Genomic DNA, 16,503 nt, shown 5'->3' on the forward strand with positions numbered 1-16,503 from the left:
CTCAACACCGGTTACTACTTCAATACGTTCAAAACCCGAAGCACTATGCATAGCACCAGGCATATGCCTATCTCCTGTCATCAGTGCATCTGTGTCCGGTTCAATTGGGGGCTACTACAGCTTTCAAGAAGTATTAATCTAACTTCCATGCCGTAACAAGATTGGGATTTATGAATAAGGATCAAGTGAAAGGACTGCGAAAGCCATCGCGGGAAGAATCGAGAAAGTGGCTGGAAGGACAATAGGAAGCTTGTAGTTGGGCAATACTCTACACCTCTACATGGAGGGACTAAACAAACTATGAATCGCCCCGGTTTTACTAGACACTTTCGAGCTGGTTGAAATACTGTTTTTCGAACTCTATTGGAGACAGGCTATTGTTATAACCGTGTCGCCGGATTGGGTTGTAAAACATTTCGATATAATCGAACACATCTTGCCGTGCTTGTTCACCTCATACATTCCACCATTCTGAAGGGGCAAGGCCCAAATAAATTTGACTTTATTCTATATTTCTATTATTGCCGAAATATGAAAACCAAAGAAGCCGTAACCGCACTCGCGGCACTCGCCCAGGAAACACGCCTCTCGGTTTTCCGCCTGCTCGTTCAAGCGGGTCCGGAAGGCATGTCGGTGGGCAGCATCGGTGAAAAACTTGGTGTAGCCCCTGCCACCTTGTCTTTTCACCTAAAGGAACTCAGCCATGCGAGTCTGGTGACATCGCGCCAGGAAAGCCGTTTCATCTACTACATGGCCGACTTCGCGCAAATGGCGGCGCTGATGACGTTTCTTACCCAGAACTGCTGCAAGGGCATGCCGCAGGAGTGCCTTGCAGTGATGGAAACGGCGCTTGAAGGTTGCTGTGCGCCACCGCAAGCCAAACGTAAATCTTAAAGGAGCAAATCATGAAACGCTTTCATGTGCATGTCGCTGTTGATGACCTCAACGCAAACATCCGCTTTTATTCGGCGGTATTCGGGGCGGAGCCCTCGGTGCGCAAGCCGGACTACGCAAAGTGGATGATGGAAGACCCCCGCATCAACTTCGCCATTTCGCAGCGGGGTGCCAGGGCAGGCCTGGACCATCTCGGGCTCCAGGTGGATACCGAGGAAGAACTCAGCGCATTGCGCAGCCAGGTGACCACTGCTGAAATCAACCGGCATGAGCAGCCGGATGCAACCTGCTGCTACGCGCGCTCTGATAAATACTGGATCACCGATCCGCAAGGAATTGCCTGGGAAACTTACCACACGCTAGGCGAGGCTGAGATATACGGCGCGGATGCCAGGGTGAAGACGGGGGAAGCAGCCGCGTGCTGCGCACCATCGTCAAAGACTGCCAAGGCCGAGAATCGTAAAGCCGCGAAGTGCTGCTAGGAGGCGTCCAGGGTGAACGGCATTATTCTTGAATCCCTGCTGACTTGCCCGCACTGCGGCTTTGCCAGGCAGGAAACCATGCCTACGGATGCCTGCCAGTTCTATTACGAATGCAGCAACTGCAAAGTACTGTTACGACCAAATCCAGGGGACTGCTGCGTGTTCTGTTCATTCGGTTCGGTAAAGTGCCCGCCAATTCAACAACAGCATGACTGTTGCGGATAAAGCTGACATTTGTCGAGAAAAGGACTGCTCAGGGAGAAAGTATTGTCCTGATAAAAAAGTGGGACGAAGTAATAGCATCTCCTACTGCTGTGGAAGGGCTGGAACAGGTGCGGATGCAAAGACTCGACATCGTAAGCGATGTCAGCATGCATCATATGGACGCCTACCAGTTCATCCGAACTGTGCGAAACAAGAAGCCGATGCTCTTGCATTTTTGGCTTGAGCATCGGCTGATTGATTTGAATGAACGGTTAACCCTGAGTTCTGAGTATCGTATCAGATGTATTATTCTTTCCGTCCATCTTTGGACATGAAAAACCAAAGAGCAACGGCACCTATACCTACTACGAGAATTGCCATTTCCATGATAACCCCCTTTCAGAATTGAGATGCTAAAAAGAATATGATCAACCAGCTAAAATATGCTCCCACTTCAGGGACTAACACACCTTACGGACGGAAATACCTTTGTCCGTATGTATTCGACGAGACTCAAAATCAAAAATTCCCAACTTTTCTAAAATTTCCACAAAAATAATGTGGATATCAATAGCGGAATGTTGATATCCTGAACTCGTGCGTTATTGGCGCCCACAACGAACTTGGAATTTAAGGCGCTTACCATCCTGCATTCAGATGGATTCGACGTCTTTTAAGACGAAAATCTCCCGGCGCCAGACCTTCAACATTTGATGGGAATACTTTTCTAGCGGTATTTTTTGGTGCGCGTATAAGCGAAGTTCTGCGCACGCCGTGATCTTGCCGCATTAAAGCTCCCATTTCCGAGGTGGTGTAGGGTCTGGCCACGCCCTCGCCGCTGTGCACCTTCCCTTTCACCAGATTCATCAGTCAGGCAGACATCAGTCCCCGCTTTGAGGCCTGCCTGAAATTAACCGCGTGCAAAAAATGTAATGGATTACCCTTAATGTTAATCGCGTCATTTTCGAAGCAACTCAAGGAGGATAAGAATGAATTTAGTAAAAAGTTTTGTAAGTGTAGCCATGGTTGCTTTATTAGCTGGCTGCGTAACGTCTGAAAACGAGAAACTGAAGGATCCTGCGAATTCGTCGATTGCACACATCAGCTAGGATTCCTGCCATCGGGAGACCGAAATTCCCTATAACAAAGGAGACAAAAAATGGAATTGCTTGTGTGGTTTTTTCTCGCTCAGCAGCAAACAAGTTCCAGAATTATATGCAGATTGATGGCAACACCAATCATGGTTGCTGTGTTTTCCACAGGGATAGGCCTGGTAGAGGCAGCCAATAAATCGAAATCGCGATTAGGGATCTCTCGAAATGGCGAGATGGTTGATTATCTGCCCTGCGGCACAATTCCGTTAAGCACACGAACTGCTGTCCTAATGGGTGGAGGAGACGACGTCAAGGAGGCCTTTAGCTGGATGATTGCCAAGATGACCCAGTGTGGCGATGGCAGTACAGGGAGGCCGGGAAATTTTGTCGTGATTGATAATGGCAGCGACCCGCCTGACGACACTTACCTCAGCATAGTCGGGCCCGTCGCCTCGGTAGTAACTCTGGTTGTTCCTGACATCGAAACGGCGAACGACCCGGCGCTTGAGCCTTACATTCGAAATGCCGGCGCAATCTGGCTAACGGGGGGCGATCAAGGGCGCTACTACAATTTCTGGAAGGGCTCGTTGCTGGAACAGCTGATATCGGAACAGGTCCGGAACTTCAAAATTCCCATTGGCGGAACAAGCGCGGGAACCATGGTACTCAGCGAGTTCGCTTATGTCGCCGACCCGTGCGCGATCACTTCGTCAAAAGCCTTGGCCGACCCCTACTCACAGTGCGTCGCACTGAGACGTGATTTTTGGAGCGACAGGACGCCCTTACCCCCCCTGTTATCGACTGTCACTGATTCCCATTTCAATGCGCGCGATCGCATGGGCCGCCTGATCACGTTCCTGGGGCACGCGATAAATAGCCAATGGACCAGTGCTGCCATTGCCCAGGCTATCGGAGTAGATGAGGAAACAGCATTATTGATGGAAATTGAGGACAACACAGACCCATCTTCTCCAGGAGACAATTTTAGTTACAAGGTCATTGCAAATACAGGAGTCAGCGGGTCAGTCTATATTCTGAGCACTGATTTGCAAAGCCAGCTGAACCTTGAGCCTGACCAGCCTCTTAGCTTTACCAATGTAAAAGTGAGAAAGATAGAGACTGCGGGAAATGAGAGTGATTACATCATCGACGTCAAGGAAGGCGATTTAATATCCAGCACTGGCAGCATTTACTGAAAAACCAAGCAACGCGCTGCACTCAGCGCTGCCCGGATTGTTGATTCGGTCCCACCAGATTCAAGCGAGTCAAAGTCCTAGTCACGCGGTCCATGGCCTCGGTATTCGAGGATGGCAACCGGTCCGGCGAGTAAGTACTGTGCGATTGCTTCAGCTGTCATATAGGCCATAGATCCCTCTTTTACCAAGAATTCACGGTATTTATATCGGACTATCTGCTCTAAGTTTAATTCATCGCTGGCGTACTGCTTAAGGATTACCGGTTGGTTAGTTGCTGGCCTATTATCCGATTGATCCTGTTTTTACTTATCCTTCAGCCTCATCTATAACAGCGAGCGCCCTCCAACTCCTCGTTCCATAGTCGAGCCGCCTATTCCTTTTAGTCGCTCACGTCTAATAGACTCAAACATTGGATCCTCTGCTATGCTTCAGTAGGTAGACGATGTTTGAAAGCAACTGGGGAACATAATGCAGTTTCAGGTAAACAATGGCAGCGGCATTGAGGTGGATAGTGAACTTTCCCGGGGTGTTGAATCGACCGTAACCAGGATATTGAGCCGGTTCGAGGACCGGATCACTCGTGTAGAGGTTCACTTGAGCGATGTGAACAGCGACAAGTCCGGGGCTCAGGACAAACGCTGTCTCATGGAGGCACGTCCCGCCGGACTCGAGCCCATTGCAGCTACCAATCTGGCAGCGAACGTGGAAGACGCGATCAAAGGAGCAGCCGAAAAACTGAAGACGGCACTTGAGAGCCAGTTTGGCCGCGCAAGGAGCAGAACCTGATGCCAAATTCTCTTACCCACGATGACCTTGCCTGCTCCTGGCAGATCAGGAGCCGCCTTGCGTATCCCTGTACCAACCAACCCACAGGCGTCATCCGGAAATCAGCAAGATCCCATACGGTATCGGAATCTGCTCAAGGGCTGGAAGAATCCCTCCGGCTTCAATATCCGTTAAAACGCGCTGAGGATATGCTTGGTCCATTCCAAAAAACTGGCTGATGATGCCAAGTTCTGGAACCATACGGAGGATGGCCTTGCAGTTATGGGCAACTCACGCCTGTTTCGCGTCTTCAAACTTCAGCGGCCAGTGCCTGAACTGGCGGTAGTGGCTGATAGTTTCCATGTCAAGCCACTGCTGCGCATCCTCCAGTCCGCAGACCGCTTCCAGGTGCTTGGCCTGAACAGAAGGGAGATCAAGCTCTTCGAGGGAAACCGGGACGTCCTGGATGAAGTCGAATTAACCGAAGATGTTCCCGGAACGATCACTGAGGCGTTGGGCTCGGAATTGACAGAGCCTCATCATATGGAGGACGACATGAACGACGAGTATAAAGGGTACCGGATTACCGCCTGGCCGGAGCGTGACGACACAACTGGTCTCTGGAACGGCCGTTTCCGCATTCTTGCTGGCGATGGCAAAGTTGCATACGAGAGCTTCGCCGAGCCGGTGGATGATGAAAACAAGGCGTATGAGGCCGCAAGCGCAAAGGCCCGGAATTGGGTCGATGAGCAATAGCGAATCCCGCATGAACTCATCCAGGATCTACATTCGCGAATTTCTTCTGGTACCGAGAAAACCAGACGGAACAATCAAGAAATAGGCAACGAAGGCGTGCCTTTCATTGGCAAAAATATTGCCAGAAATATCGTGCCGAAAATGCTCCCAATTACGTCTGCAATGAAGTCGGACCATCCTGCCTCCCGACCCGGCAGATACATCTGATGCCATTCGTCGAGCGCACCTACCAGCAGAGCGCCAAAAAATGCAACGGGTAGTTTCTGCCTTCCACGTAAATCGCTTGCCAGACCGATCGTGCAGGCCAGCAAGGCAAAAACCCCAGCGTGGAGCAGCTTATCCCAAGGATGCGATACCAAATTGACGGCGACGGGTTGGCGCCCCCCTATAAACAGGGACGCCACAATTGCAACTGTCGCCAACATGGCGATAATATGCAAATGACGAGATACTAGGCGCTGCAGGTACAAGATGAGTTCAAATTCCTCGGCGACATTTACTAGGTCGGCGTTTATCGCACGGCGCAATAAATCAGGGAAGGGCTTAGCATAAATTTCTTCTTCCTATGCTTGCAATCCTGAATGTAAATGACATAACGCCTTCCTTTTTCCACAGCTTTGTGAATACCAGAATGCGCTAGCACTATCCAGTGGGATTCACACCTAATTCTAGGAAGGTGTATCCAAATACCCTTGTTATGACATCCCGGCACAACCAAGCAGAAACATATTCTATCAGCTTTATCTCCGTTAGTTTTTGAGTGTCTGCCGCCTGATCTTGCTGGTGATCACCCAATGCCGTGTTTTTCCCTGATAACCCTCGGCCCGCGGCAGTTTTACCCCTTTGAGCGGGTTGTGTGTTACCAAGGGTATTCGAACAGGGAGGGTAACAGTTCTGCCAGGCGAATAGGGCCTTGTCGCCTTGAAGTATTCTCATGCCCGCCTTGATGCCGAGGTGAAGCTATGGCTGGGCCTCTCTCCACGACTGATCTCCTTGCTTTGCTAGCTGCCATTCCATTGGCTGCACTGGGCGGAGAATTTTTCCTTAAAGGTGTGCTCGGCGTGGCGTCTTTGTGGCGTCTTCCTAAACTGCTGGTAGCCACTTCCCTGGCAGCTTTCGCAACCTCTAGCCCCGAACTGACTGTTTCGATCTTAGCGGCAATAGCGGGCACACCCGAAATTGGCCTGGGGGATGCGCTGGGCAGCAACGTGGTAAATATCGCATTGATCCTGGGGCTTGCACTACTGTTCGGGGCACTACCCGCCCATCTCAACGAATTGCGCCGTGACTTCATCTTTGCCTTGGCCGTGCCCATCCTCATTCTTATGTTCGCCGCTGACGGTACTTTGTCGCGTACAGATGGAAGTTTCTTGCTGATGCTATTCATATTCTGGCTGGCCTTGATTGTCAGGCAGGCGATCAAGCATCGTCGGGACACGACGAAGGGCAATACGGAATCACCAGGCAAGCCTATCCGTGCTTGGCTGTTCCTTCTTGTAGGGTTAATGTGCCTGCTTCTGGCTGGGCATCTTTTTGTAGACAGGGCAAGCGGCATCGCCGCCGCACTGGGTATGCATAATTACTTGATTGGCGCGACAGTAGTAGCCATCGGCACCTCATTACCCGAGCTGGTGACCACACTACTCTCTCGCTGGCGGGGTCATACTGATTTAGGGCTGGGCATCTTACTGGGCAGTAACCTGTTCAATAGTTTGGCCATCGTCGGTATCGCCGCGATTATCCACCCTATCCAGGCACCTCCAAGAGAGGTCTCTGTTGCACTGGGAGTAGGTATGCTGACCGTGCTGCTGATCCTGCCGCGCAACGGAGCCATCTCGCGGCAACGAGGATTTTGCTTGTTAGGCGCCTACATGACTTATGTGGTAGCAACTCTTACACGTTAACTTAATCGACCCAATTCTTCTTACCCTTTAGCAGTTCAGCATACTGGCTCGCCCTGCTTTTATTGATTTGAGTTAGAACGGAATTGTGACATCCAAAGAGAGCAGGAACTGATCCTTTCTGCCATCAAACGGCCGGAAGGCCATATTGATGCCATCTGCTCGGTCATAACGGATGTTTGGCCTGATCCTTATGTTTTCCATTGCTTTCCAATTAACTTTCAATCTTTTTACTGGCTTCCAGTTCATGCCTAGCGTGACAGCGTAATAGTTTGCAGGCGCACTGATAAAGGGAATGTTCCCTGCATAGCTGACGCCTCTGTTATTGGTCGCCGATAGTATCCGGTAGGGCGAGAATACGCGCCAGCCGTTCCTATCATTGAATCGTTCGGCACGTATCCCGATGGAAAGGTCAGGGAGCAGATCATACGTCAAGTGAGTATTGACGCTGTACCATTCGGCATTCTTGATCCCATCTGGCAGCTTAATATTACTTGCCCAACCGTGGGCATGGTGTACGACGACGTGAGTCCTGGGAGTGATTCGATGCTGTAGAACAACGCTATAAAATATCCAGGGCTCCTTTGTAGCTGTCTGCCCATAGGTTCCGCCTATGGTCGCGGATGTTCTTTTATCATCGCTGCTCCACAGAATGCTAGCTAATCCGCCCCAATTGTCTAGTTGTTTATCAAAACCGCCATCCCAGCCACCAGTCGCGCTGCCCGTGGTTGCAGCGCCTAGAACTGACCAATTTTCGTTGATTGTATAGTTACCCATCAACCCAGTGTGGGTGAAGGGTTCGCCGCTGTTAAGAATGTAGGCGTGAGTATAAAAAAAGTTATCAGGGGCTGGCACCGTTTCATATCCGAGGGGCGTATAAAAATGTCCCGCCTTGATGTTGAGGCCATTGCCAATTGGCACATAAGCCTCCAGATAGGCTTGCGGAAGTGCGATACCATAGGTGCGGGTCGAGTTACAGCACAGATTGAGATCCCAATTTCCCCTGTCCGAAGGTTCTCCGGTATTCTCATCGAACGCGGAAATGCCAAAAGCCTGAGTAAAGATGGCGTCGGTGCCAAACATAAAATCGAAGCGCCCCCCAATATCCCACTCCGCACCTTCGGACACTACCGGTCGCTGTAAAAATAAATTAAATTGGTTTAACTGAAGTCGATTAGCCCTATCTGCAAAAGTAACGGCACCGTTGAAACCATCCGCAGGATTATTTGCATTGTAGGTAATACCGCCGTTAATCCAGACGCCCAATTCCAAACTACTTTCGTTGAATATATTTGTTAAGTTGTTGGCATGCGCATTACTCAAGCTCCAGATAGCCAAAAATAGTATCGCTGCACCAACCAATATAGCCTGGTTTTTATTTTTCGATGTTTGATTCATTTAGGTAATTTTAATTGAAATTTTTGTTTCAAAGGAACAGCAAGGCGTGCATATATAAGCCCGATCCCACGTCCACGAGTCTTGGGGATACCAATCGTTTAAAAAGGATCACCAGATGTAGGCGACGCGCTTGCTAAAAGTCGCTAACGGCGACTTATGCACGAAAAACAGGAAGTGTGTGTCCTGCGAAGGACGGATTGAGTTGCAGGGGTTTCGCGTGATCGAGCCGTAACAGCAGAAGTAATAGCGATAGCTGGATCAGTTGTTAAAAGAAAGGCTGATCCCCCCTATTCCACTCTATCGGTGACTCTCCTTTCTTAAGGACGTACCGCAACGCTGATTCCTATTTTAGTCTTCAAAATTAACAGGGAATATCGAGGCAGGAGCGCGCGCAAAGGCTGCGGAAAAGTCATTTAGACGGTACTTTCGATCCTCTGCTGTAAACGTCGGCACAAAAAGAAACCGATGCTCCTGCTTTTTGGGCTTGAGCATCGGCTGATTGATTTGAATGAGCAGTTAACTGCGCCTTGCCAGCCTATCGCTATAAGTGGGATTCCGCACCGATTAATAAGCGAGCGCCGATTAGAGTTTATTTTTAACGTTCGTGTTCGCGGCGAACGACCAGCATTCCCAATAACATTCCAACTCTTCGTATCAATAGTCGTCGGTTGCCATTTCCGCTCTCCCAAACACGCAACAATACAAAGCACAAAAATACCCAGCCAAGGAGCTTGATATGGACCAGGTCGAAAACAACGGTACTACCCCTAGTAAATCCGGGGGCATGAGGCTAGAGCGCAAAATTATGCTGGGCCTGGTCGCTGCCCTGGTGATAGTGGCTGTGGGCATGTATGGCTGGAAGGTGGCCGCGGTGAATGCGGTGGAGAACAGGCTGGCCCAAGTGGAGGCGCAGCAGGCCGAAGCGCGCGCCCAAATAATCAATCAAGCAAAACAGTTGGAGGATGCCCGCGTTGAAGAAGCCTTGCGTCTATTCAGCATCCCCTTCGCCTGGGTCATTCGTCGCGAGCTCATGACTGGAAACGTGAACCAGGTGGATCAGTATTTAGGCCAACTAGTTCAAATCAGGGGTTTCGAATCTGCAGTCCTAGCCCAGCCTGATGGCAAGGTGATCGTTGCCAGCGATCGCAAGAAGCTTGTCGAGACCTTCTCCAGTCTTTATCCCGATGTCGATCTGAATACTAATGAAATCAAGTTAGAAAAAGCTGGTAATGGAACCTTTCGTGCCATTATTCCCATATTCGGCCTCAATAAGCAGCTGGGGATGGTGGTAGTAGAATACGTACCATCTGCTTATACGCCGCAATAACCAGGGCATGCCAGGACTGGTTACAAAGAAAGGCAAAATCGGTTCTGCGCGGATAGACCGCATACCTATCTGCCGGACCTTATTGACCTGTAGCCGGTTGCTCAGTCATCCCTTGGAGAGGCTGCACCAAATAGCGCTGCTATGCGCAGATTCAGATACTTCCCCTGCTTTCATCACGCTTGTTTGCCTCTTGGCGTTGTACTTGTAAACATGAGGAGCAGGGCCGCTCCTATTAGGCCGGACAATAAGGACCCCAAGAGTACTCCAACTTTAACGTCGGCCTGCAACTCGGGGGTAGTGGGAAACGCGAGCAACCCGATAAACAGGCTCATTGTGAAGCCGATGCCGCATAACATCGCTACGCCGTAGAGCTGGGGCCATGTGGAACTGGCGGGCAACTGGGCAAGATTTGCCCGTATTGCGACCCAGGCGAATAAAAAGACCCCGAGCTGCTTGCCGATGAAGAGCCCGAGCGCAATGCCCAGGGGGACGGATTTGAGCAGCACGGAAGCGTTCATGCCGGCAAACGACACGCCCGCGTTCGCAAAGCCGAAAATCGGCACGATCAGAAATGTCACCCATGGGTGCAACGAGTGCTCCAGACGCAGCAACGGAGACTCGGCCTCTGATGGTCGGCCTTGGGGTGCTCCAATCGGAATCATCATGGCCAGTGCCACGCCAGCGAGGGTCGCGTGTACGCCAGACTTAAGAACAAAAAACCAGAGCACGAGGCCAAGTCCCAGGTAGATACTAAGGCGCCTGACACCGCTGCGGCCGAGCACAGCTAAAATCACCAGTAGGCCCAGCACTGCAAGCAGGTGGGGCCAGGACAGCTCGGTGGTGTAGAAGATGGCGATAATCACCACTGCCGCGAGGTCGTCGAGGATCGCAAGCGCGGTCAGAAAGACCTTCAGCGAGACGGGCACACGGGAACCAAGCAGCGCCAGGACCCCGAGCGCAAAAGCGATATCGGTAGCCGAGGGGATCGCCCATCCCCGCAAAGTCTCGGAAGTCGACCAGTTGAAAGCAATATAGATCAAGGCCGGTACGAGCATGCCCCCCAGGGCCGCCACCCCGGGAAGCGCCCGGTCAGGCCAGGTCTTGAGCTGACCATCCAGAAATTCACGCTTGATTTCGAGACCGACAAGCAAGAAAAACAGCGACATCAACGCGTCGTTGATCCAGTGCAGTACTGACAGGCCCAGCACATGCGAGTCCAATACTCCGAAGTACACCGGTGCGGCTGGGGAGTTCGCGATCACAAGCGCGAGCAGCGCAATGCTCATCAGCACGAGACCGCCCGCTGCCTGGCTGGAAATAAATTCCCGAAAAATGCTCTTTACGCGATGGCGGCGTGATTTCATGCGGCGGGGCGGAGTTGATTGTTGCATGGGAGGTCACCTGTTAATGTAAGAGGCCAGAGTTGTTGCGTTTATGGTTGCAGGAAGATTTCGTGACTGGTTTGTGGCGATAACGCCAGCTCATCATTCGCAAAATAAGCTTTAAGTTTCACCGTCTGATTTTTCTTGCGATTCCGCAAGAGCGTGAGGCCAGAAGCGTTGCATGGCCAGAAAGGTAAATGAGGCAGACCAGGTAATCAATAACAAACCGGCAAGCCCCTCAGCAGCGGTAAGCATTCGTATCGCGCCCACAGGTATCAAATCCCCAAAGCCAACCGTCGTGTAGGAGATAGATGAATAATAAAAATAATCAAAAATGTAACCGGTTGTGATACCGGCGATTCGGCCAAGCCCCATCTCATGCTCCACAAACATGTAGGCAACGGCAAAAACCCACACCTCCAGAAAATGTGCGATTAATAGTCCCATCATTACCAGCAATACGCCAATGCGTTTATGTACATGCGCTCCCAACGTGAGGCCAAGAAAACGTAGTGCCTCATAATGGAGCATTACACAGATCGCAACGATCATTCCGGATATGCCCAAAACTACGAGGTGGGCAGCGTGTTCATTCATGGGTCACTCGTATGCCTAAATTTTTTATTATCCATGAAGGGGACATTGGAATGCCTTTTACTCTTTAAAACTTATATGCTTATGAAAAAACAGGAACAGGAAAACGTTGTGCCACGACCAATCTCAAGAAGCAATGCTGCGGCGTATTTCGGGAAGCCGGAGCCTGGCTTTCGTGACCGTCTCTTTGTAATTATCTTCGAAGCCGAGACCCGCGCTGGCCGATGGTTCGATTTTTCGCTCATCGCTGCTATCTTGTTAAGTGTGGTCGTGGTGATGCTCGATAGCGTTTCCGAGATTAACCACCGACATGGTGGAATCCTGAATGCCCTGGAGTGGTTTTTCACTGTTGCGTTCACGATCGAATACATAGCTCGACTGTGGTGCGTAAAACATCCCCTGCGATATGCCAGGAGTTTTTTTGGGATAGTGGATCTTCTTGCAATCCTTCCAACCTATGCTGCCTTTTTCATACCGGAACTGCATGCGTTAGTCGATCTTCGCCTACTGCGATTGCTGCGAATGTTTCGCCTTCTGAAGCTTACTGCGTACGTGGAGGAGTACTCAGTGCTGGGCAGCGCAATCATAGCGAGCAGGCGCAAAATCCTGATTTTCCTGTCTGTGGTAGGGATCGTAGTGATTTTGAATGGCACCCTGCTCTATGTAATAGAAGGGGGTCCGAATTCTCCGTTTAGCAGTATTCCGACATCGGTCTATTTCGCTATTACAGCGGTCACAACCGTTGGCTTTGGCGATATTACCCCTCAAACTGATCTGGGACGCGCAATTACGTCAATCACCATGCTGGTCGGGTGGAGTATCCTTGCTGTCCCAACCGGAATTATCACGTCTGAAATGACTGCTCAACGGTTCGCGATGAAACGCCCGCCAAATACTCGGACCTGCCCTGAGTGCCTGACAACGGGACTGGAAGAGAACGCAAGATTTTGCAGGAATTGTGGCGCGAAACTTCCCATGTTCGCACGTGATTAGCAGATGTCGCCCTGAAGCACAGATTGGTTTGCCGTCATGCTGACTTCTATCGCAGGGATTTGCTAGGGTAGGGGAAGTAACTGCCTCGTACGAAGCCAAAGGCTTGGGCAAGGTCCGGAAAAAATATGGAGATGCAAAGGAAGCCGTAAAAGACGACCTGCATGCGCTTTAGGTCATAGTTATTTTCCCATGTACCCCCTCTCAAACCCGCTTCAGCGGGTTTTTCGTTTTATTGACACCTTTTTACCCTTGTTCTTTTCCTGCTTCGGCCTGCCTTAAACTGTTAATGTGAGAAAACGAACAGAAAGAGGTGGAGGAAGGAGTGATAAAATCATAACTAATACGTAAGTGTTTCACCGCTGCCATGGATAATAAAAACCCGTCCCTCTCCGGGATCAAGGTGCTGGTCGTTGATGATAACGAAGACACCCTGGCGCTCACCAAGTTTATGCTGGGCCTATGCGGCGCCGAAGTAATAGCATCTCCTACTGCTGCGGAAGGGCTGGAGCAGGTGCGGATGCAAAGACTCGACATCATCGTAAGCGATGTCAGCATGCCCCAGATGGACGGCTACCAGTTCATCCGGGCGGTGCGGAACCTCCCGGCTGATAAAGGCAAAGACATTCCAGCCTTGGCCTTCACCGCATTCAACCGGCATGAGGATCGGGCAAGAGCGTTCGATGCCGGTTTCCAGGCGCATCTTTGCAAACCCGTCTCATTACAGGTGCTGGTTGAGGCAATTGCAGGTATCATAAATATGCCGAGCAACTTGCCTAATTAAAGGAAACGGGGCCGCAATTTCCGCTTTTCTCTTTCTCGCCCTTCCCTTCCTCCCTTCATGCCCCTTTCCTGGCATTAAAGCGACAACTGCCCCCTTATCGAAGCAGTATAGGAAACTACCATGAGGGTCACTAACAAACCTATTCTTCTTGTTGAAGACGACCAGGTGGACGTGATGAGGGTTACCCGTGCCCTCAAGGAAGTTCATGTTGCAAATCAAGTCGTGCACCGGGAAAACGGGGAGGATGCCCTAAATTACCTGCGGGATGAGAAAAGTGAGAAGCCCTGTCTCATCTTGCTGGACTTGAACATGCCCATCATGAATGGCATCGAATTCCTGCAGGCAGTGAAAAAAGACGAGAGACTCAGGCCTGTTCCCGTGGTGGTACTGACCACCTCCGATGACCAACAGGACAAACTGCACAGCTTCAATTTCGGCGTGGCGGGATATATGTCGAAGCCGGTCGACTACCGGTAATTCGTCGAAGTCATGCAGTTCACTGAATCTCTCGAATTTAATTGATTGTCTTCATGCCGGCGACGGTAAGGACGATGGTCACGATCGAAATTCCCCGAAAAAGCCTGTTTGGCAAAAATCCAATTAAGAATTCCTTTGGCAACAAGTCTAACAGCCTCATCTGGTGCATAGTCATGCAGTGCATATAGTGCTTTGAGCTGATAACGTGAATAAGGTAATGAATTAAATTCGTAAAAATCCCTGTGGGAGATCTGGCTTAAAAATTTTAGAATCCAATCCCGGTTACTCGAGGTGTCCCGCCCCATCAATGAGTTTATCAAATACGCAGCTGTTTCCTGCAGGAGCATATGGTTCTCAGTTTCGATTATTCCATACATAAAACAAATATGGGTATACCGGTCATCAGGTGTAATGTAGGGATCTTTTTCGAGCCGCCACTCCCCACGGACCAAGCAGATTTTTTATATGACCAAAAACGTCTTTCTTCAGCTCTTCCCTATGCTTCAGTGCAAGATTTAGGAGCTGCACCAGAGTAACGTCGAGTTCGCCTTTGCGGGGACAATCCTCGTTATCTGAGTTAGTTCCCGGGAGCATATCAGGAGGAAAGTTAAGTTTGAGGAGAGATTGCTTCACGTAGTCCCGCGGCGAGTGGCCTGTAAGCGGACAAGGTGAATCTCTGCGCATCATAACCATTGCCCGCGCAAACTCATCCTCATCTGTGCTCAGACCATTCCCGGTACCAAGCCCACTCGGAGTACCTGTATAACATGGAAGCCAGTCAGCAAATAGTGCATCTACTCGTTCCTCAAAACCATTGACAGCCGGTGTAGTAAGTAACTCCTGGCTGAGATGCGCGGCGGCATCAAATGGGCGATCAGGAAATGGACGATCAGGATCTTGAGGAGCAGGAGTGAGTTGAGTGCAAGGGGGCTCCGGCGACTCAAAACTAGGAAAAACAGGGCATTGGATCAAAGAGACTTCTGTAGGCGTCGGAACCGTGGTGACCACTGTACCACCTCGGGACCAGTGTGCCGCCCGAGCTTTTGCTTGCACTTTCTCCCCATTTTTTCCTACGACTGCACCAAGCGAATCAGCGACAAAAGCGGGGAAGGTTTTAAAGGGCCACGCATTATTGATCCAAATAGTCCAATTGTCCCAGCCCCTTATGACAGCAATCTCGCTATGAGGGGAAGAACCTCGTCCAACTCCTATCCAGCCTCTTTGAAATCTTTGTCTTACGCCACTCCATTTACTCTTCGCATCATCAACCTTTTCGGCTTCCCCGACTGGACAGCCTAAGGGCCCGTCGCCGCCGCTTGCGCCGTTCCCATGAAGATCCCTCCAAATTGCTTCTATTGTCGATGTCTCAGCAGGAGACAATATATTGTTTCCCTCAAGCCGGTCACTCGGGCATCGTTTACTTTCCGCAAGTGCAATTTCCGGAATAAATAAAATTGAAAAAAATAGTGCGAGGGTAACCACCAGCATAGCGCCGAATTGTGAATACCCTTGGAATAAGCATGAAATTTGCTTGAATGATGCTAAAAGTTTCCTAACTATTTTTTGCATGCACGTCCCTGCTCTATCCGATTTTCGTATTTGTACTTGATGCTGTATTAATTACCTGAGCAAACTTCCTAAACCTAGATTCAATATAGAACAGGAAATGAAATTAATTACCTTTATCACAGTAAAACATGTACGCGCGAACAACCGCCCTCCCCTCATATCGCAGCCGGAAGGCCAAGTGAAGCCAATGATGTCGACTGCCGATGGCAGTTCTGACGACCTTCTTCACGGTCACATTCGGGAGCGGAGACACAGTATTACGGCATCGAGCAGAGGCGCTAATCCGCTTGGGTTTGCAGGAGCTGCATCGCTAGTGAGGCTAAGGGTGCCTGGAGCCAGCGGATTGCAAGAGTACAATTAATACTGTGGCGAGAAGTTTTATTCTTTCAAGACGCAGGAGGGCGTGAATCTCCACCATTTCATGGTGGTAAACTCCGTAAGAAATTTCTCAGTTCATGCTCAGCAGACTAATTTCAGAATCCTCCCTCAGACTCTCACTAGAGCTAGCCCTAGTGAGAGATGTTTTAACCCCCTAAAACCTATCACTAGATACAGTTTTGATTTATGATCGGTGCTCTATCACAGCATACTTAATTCTTGTGAGAGTAAATGATCATCGGTTACGCGAGAACTTCAACGATCGATCAGAGTGCCGGTTTCGAGGCGCAGCTCAAAGAACTTGAAGGCGTC

General features: G+C 50.2%; 17 protein-coding genes and 1 pseudogene. 11 read left to right on the forward strand and 7 right to left on the reverse strand.

Translation table 11 applies throughout. The annotated features are described in order from the left end of the window. Positions 1-319: 319 nt before the first annotated feature. Positions 320-451: pseudogene (locus tag AC52W5_RS07885) on the reverse strand (IS3 family transposase); the annotation flags it as partial. Between the two features lie 80 nt (positions 452-531). Here AC52W5_RS07885 and AC52W5_RS07890 point away from each other — a divergent pair. The 6 genes from AC52W5_RS07890 (at position 532) to AC52W5_RS07915 (ending at position 5,391) form a co-directional block, all read left to right on the forward strand. After that, positions 532-894 (forward strand): ArsR/SmtB family transcription factor, encoded by a 363-nt coding sequence (locus tag AC52W5_RS07890; RefSeq protein WP_495670602.1) that lies wholly within the window; start codon positions 532-534, stop codon positions 892-894. A gap of 11 nt (positions 895-905) precedes the next feature. Then, entirely contained in the window at positions 906-1,376 is a 471-nt protein-coding gene (locus AC52W5_RS07895; RefSeq protein WP_495670603.1) for an ArsI/CadI family heavy metal resistance metalloenzyme, read from the forward strand. A gap of 12 nt (positions 1,377-1,388) precedes the next feature. Further along, positions 1,389-1,601: a GDCCVxC domain-containing (seleno)protein gene (locus AC52W5_RS07900; RefSeq protein ID WP_495670604.1), complete on the forward strand. Its 213-nt coding sequence runs from the start codon at positions 1,389-1,391 to the stop codon at positions 1,599-1,601. 1,204 nt (positions 1,602-2,805) lie between these two features. Continuing rightward, complete coding sequence (locus AC52W5_RS07905) at positions 2,806-3,870, forward strand: cyanophycinase (RefSeq protein WP_495670605.1); 1,065 nt, start codon at positions 2,806-2,808, stop codon at positions 3,868-3,870. A gap of 468 nt (positions 3,871-4,338) precedes the next feature. After that, on the forward strand, positions 4,339-4,656 hold the full coding sequence (locus tag AC52W5_RS07910) for an HPF/RaiA family ribosome-associated protein (RefSeq protein WP_495670606.1): 318 nt from the start codon (positions 4,339-4,341) through the stop codon (positions 4,654-4,656). Positions 4,657-4,848: 192 nt separating this feature from the next. Next, positions 4,849-5,391 (forward strand): baeRF3 domain-containing protein, encoded by a 543-nt coding sequence (locus tag AC52W5_RS07915; protein WP_495670607.1) that lies wholly within the window; start codon positions 4,849-4,851, stop codon positions 5,389-5,391. Between the two features lie 74 nt (positions 5,392-5,465). On the opposite strand, the gene AC52W5_RS07920 is transcribed toward AC52W5_RS07915, so the two are convergent. Next, positions 5,466-5,816 (reverse strand): VanZ family protein, encoded by a 351-nt coding sequence (locus tag AC52W5_RS07920; protein ID WP_495670608.1) that lies wholly within the window; start codon positions 5,814-5,816, stop codon positions 5,466-5,468. A 537-nt stretch (positions 5,817-6,353) separates the two neighbouring features. Between AC52W5_RS07920 and AC52W5_RS07925 the strand changes: the two genes are divergently transcribed. Beyond that, positions 6,354-7,295 (forward strand): calcium/sodium antiporter, encoded by a 942-nt coding sequence (locus tag AC52W5_RS07925; RefSeq protein WP_495670609.1) that lies wholly within the window; start codon positions 6,354-6,356, stop codon positions 7,293-7,295. A 72-nt stretch (positions 7,296-7,367) separates the two neighbouring features. On the opposite strand, the gene AC52W5_RS07930 is transcribed toward AC52W5_RS07925, so the two are convergent. Then, positions 7,368-8,690 carry a porin gene (locus tag AC52W5_RS07930; RefSeq protein WP_495670610.1) on the reverse strand — a complete coding sequence of 441 codons (1,323 nt, stop codon included), beginning with the start codon at positions 8,688-8,690 and terminating at the stop codon, positions 7,368-7,370. 736 nt (positions 8,691-9,426) lie between these two features. Here AC52W5_RS07930 and AC52W5_RS07935 point away from each other — a divergent pair. After that, positions 9,427-10,017, forward strand: coding sequence for a hypothetical protein (locus AC52W5_RS07935; RefSeq protein ID WP_495670611.1), 591 nt, complete (start codon positions 9,427-9,429; stop codon positions 10,015-10,017). Positions 10,018-10,190: 173 nt separating this feature from the next. On the opposite strand, the gene nhaA is transcribed toward AC52W5_RS07935, so the two are convergent. Together nhaA and AC52W5_RS07945 are read right to left on the reverse strand one after the other, a co-directional pair. Beyond that, the gene (gene nhaA / locus AC52W5_RS07940) at positions 10,191-11,408 is read right to left on the reverse strand and encodes a Na+/H+ antiporter NhaA (RefSeq protein WP_495670612.1); all 1,218 of its coding nucleotides are present in this window, start codon (positions 11,406-11,408) and stop codon (positions 10,191-10,193) included. Between the two features lie 111 nt (positions 11,409-11,519). After that, positions 11,520-11,996: an ion channel gene (locus AC52W5_RS07945; protein ID WP_495670613.1), complete on the reverse strand. Its 477-nt coding sequence runs from the start codon at positions 11,994-11,996 to the stop codon at positions 11,520-11,522. A gap of 108 nt (positions 11,997-12,104) precedes the next feature. On the opposite strand from AC52W5_RS07945, the gene AC52W5_RS07950 reads away from it, so the two are divergent. The 3 genes from AC52W5_RS07950 to AC52W5_RS07960 all read left to right on the forward strand — a co-directional run bounded on the left by AC52W5_RS07950 (position 12,105) and on the right by AC52W5_RS07960 (position 14,244). After that, positions 12,105-12,986: an ion transporter gene (locus tag AC52W5_RS07950; RefSeq protein ID WP_495670614.1), complete on the forward strand. Its 882-nt coding sequence runs from the start codon at positions 12,105-12,107 to the stop codon at positions 12,984-12,986. A gap of 364 nt (positions 12,987-13,350) precedes the next feature. Continuing rightward, positions 13,351-13,767 carry a response regulator gene (locus AC52W5_RS07955; RefSeq protein WP_495670615.1) on the forward strand — a complete coding sequence of 139 codons (417 nt, stop codon included), beginning with the start codon at positions 13,351-13,353 and terminating at the stop codon, positions 13,765-13,767. Positions 13,768-13,887: 120 nt separating this feature from the next. Next, on the forward strand, positions 13,888-14,244 hold the full coding sequence (locus tag AC52W5_RS07960) for a response regulator (RefSeq protein ID WP_495670616.1): 357 nt from the start codon (positions 13,888-13,890) through the stop codon (positions 14,242-14,244). Here AC52W5_RS07960 and AC52W5_RS07965 read toward each other — a convergent pair. Beyond that, complete coding sequence (locus tag AC52W5_RS07965; RefSeq protein WP_495670617.1) at positions 14,235-14,591, reverse strand: hypothetical protein; 357 nt, start codon at positions 14,589-14,591, stop codon at positions 14,235-14,237. The genes AC52W5_RS07960 and AC52W5_RS07965 overlap by 10 nt on opposite strands. Before the next feature lie 55 nt (positions 14,592-14,646). Beyond that, complete coding sequence (locus tag AC52W5_RS07970; RefSeq protein WP_495670618.1) at positions 14,647-15,813, reverse strand: hypothetical protein; 1,167 nt, start codon at positions 15,811-15,813, stop codon at positions 14,647-14,649. Between the last annotated feature and the right edge of the window lie 690 nt (positions 15,814-16,503).

The sequence above is a fragment of the Nitrosospira sp. CT genome, from assembly GCF_059489795.1.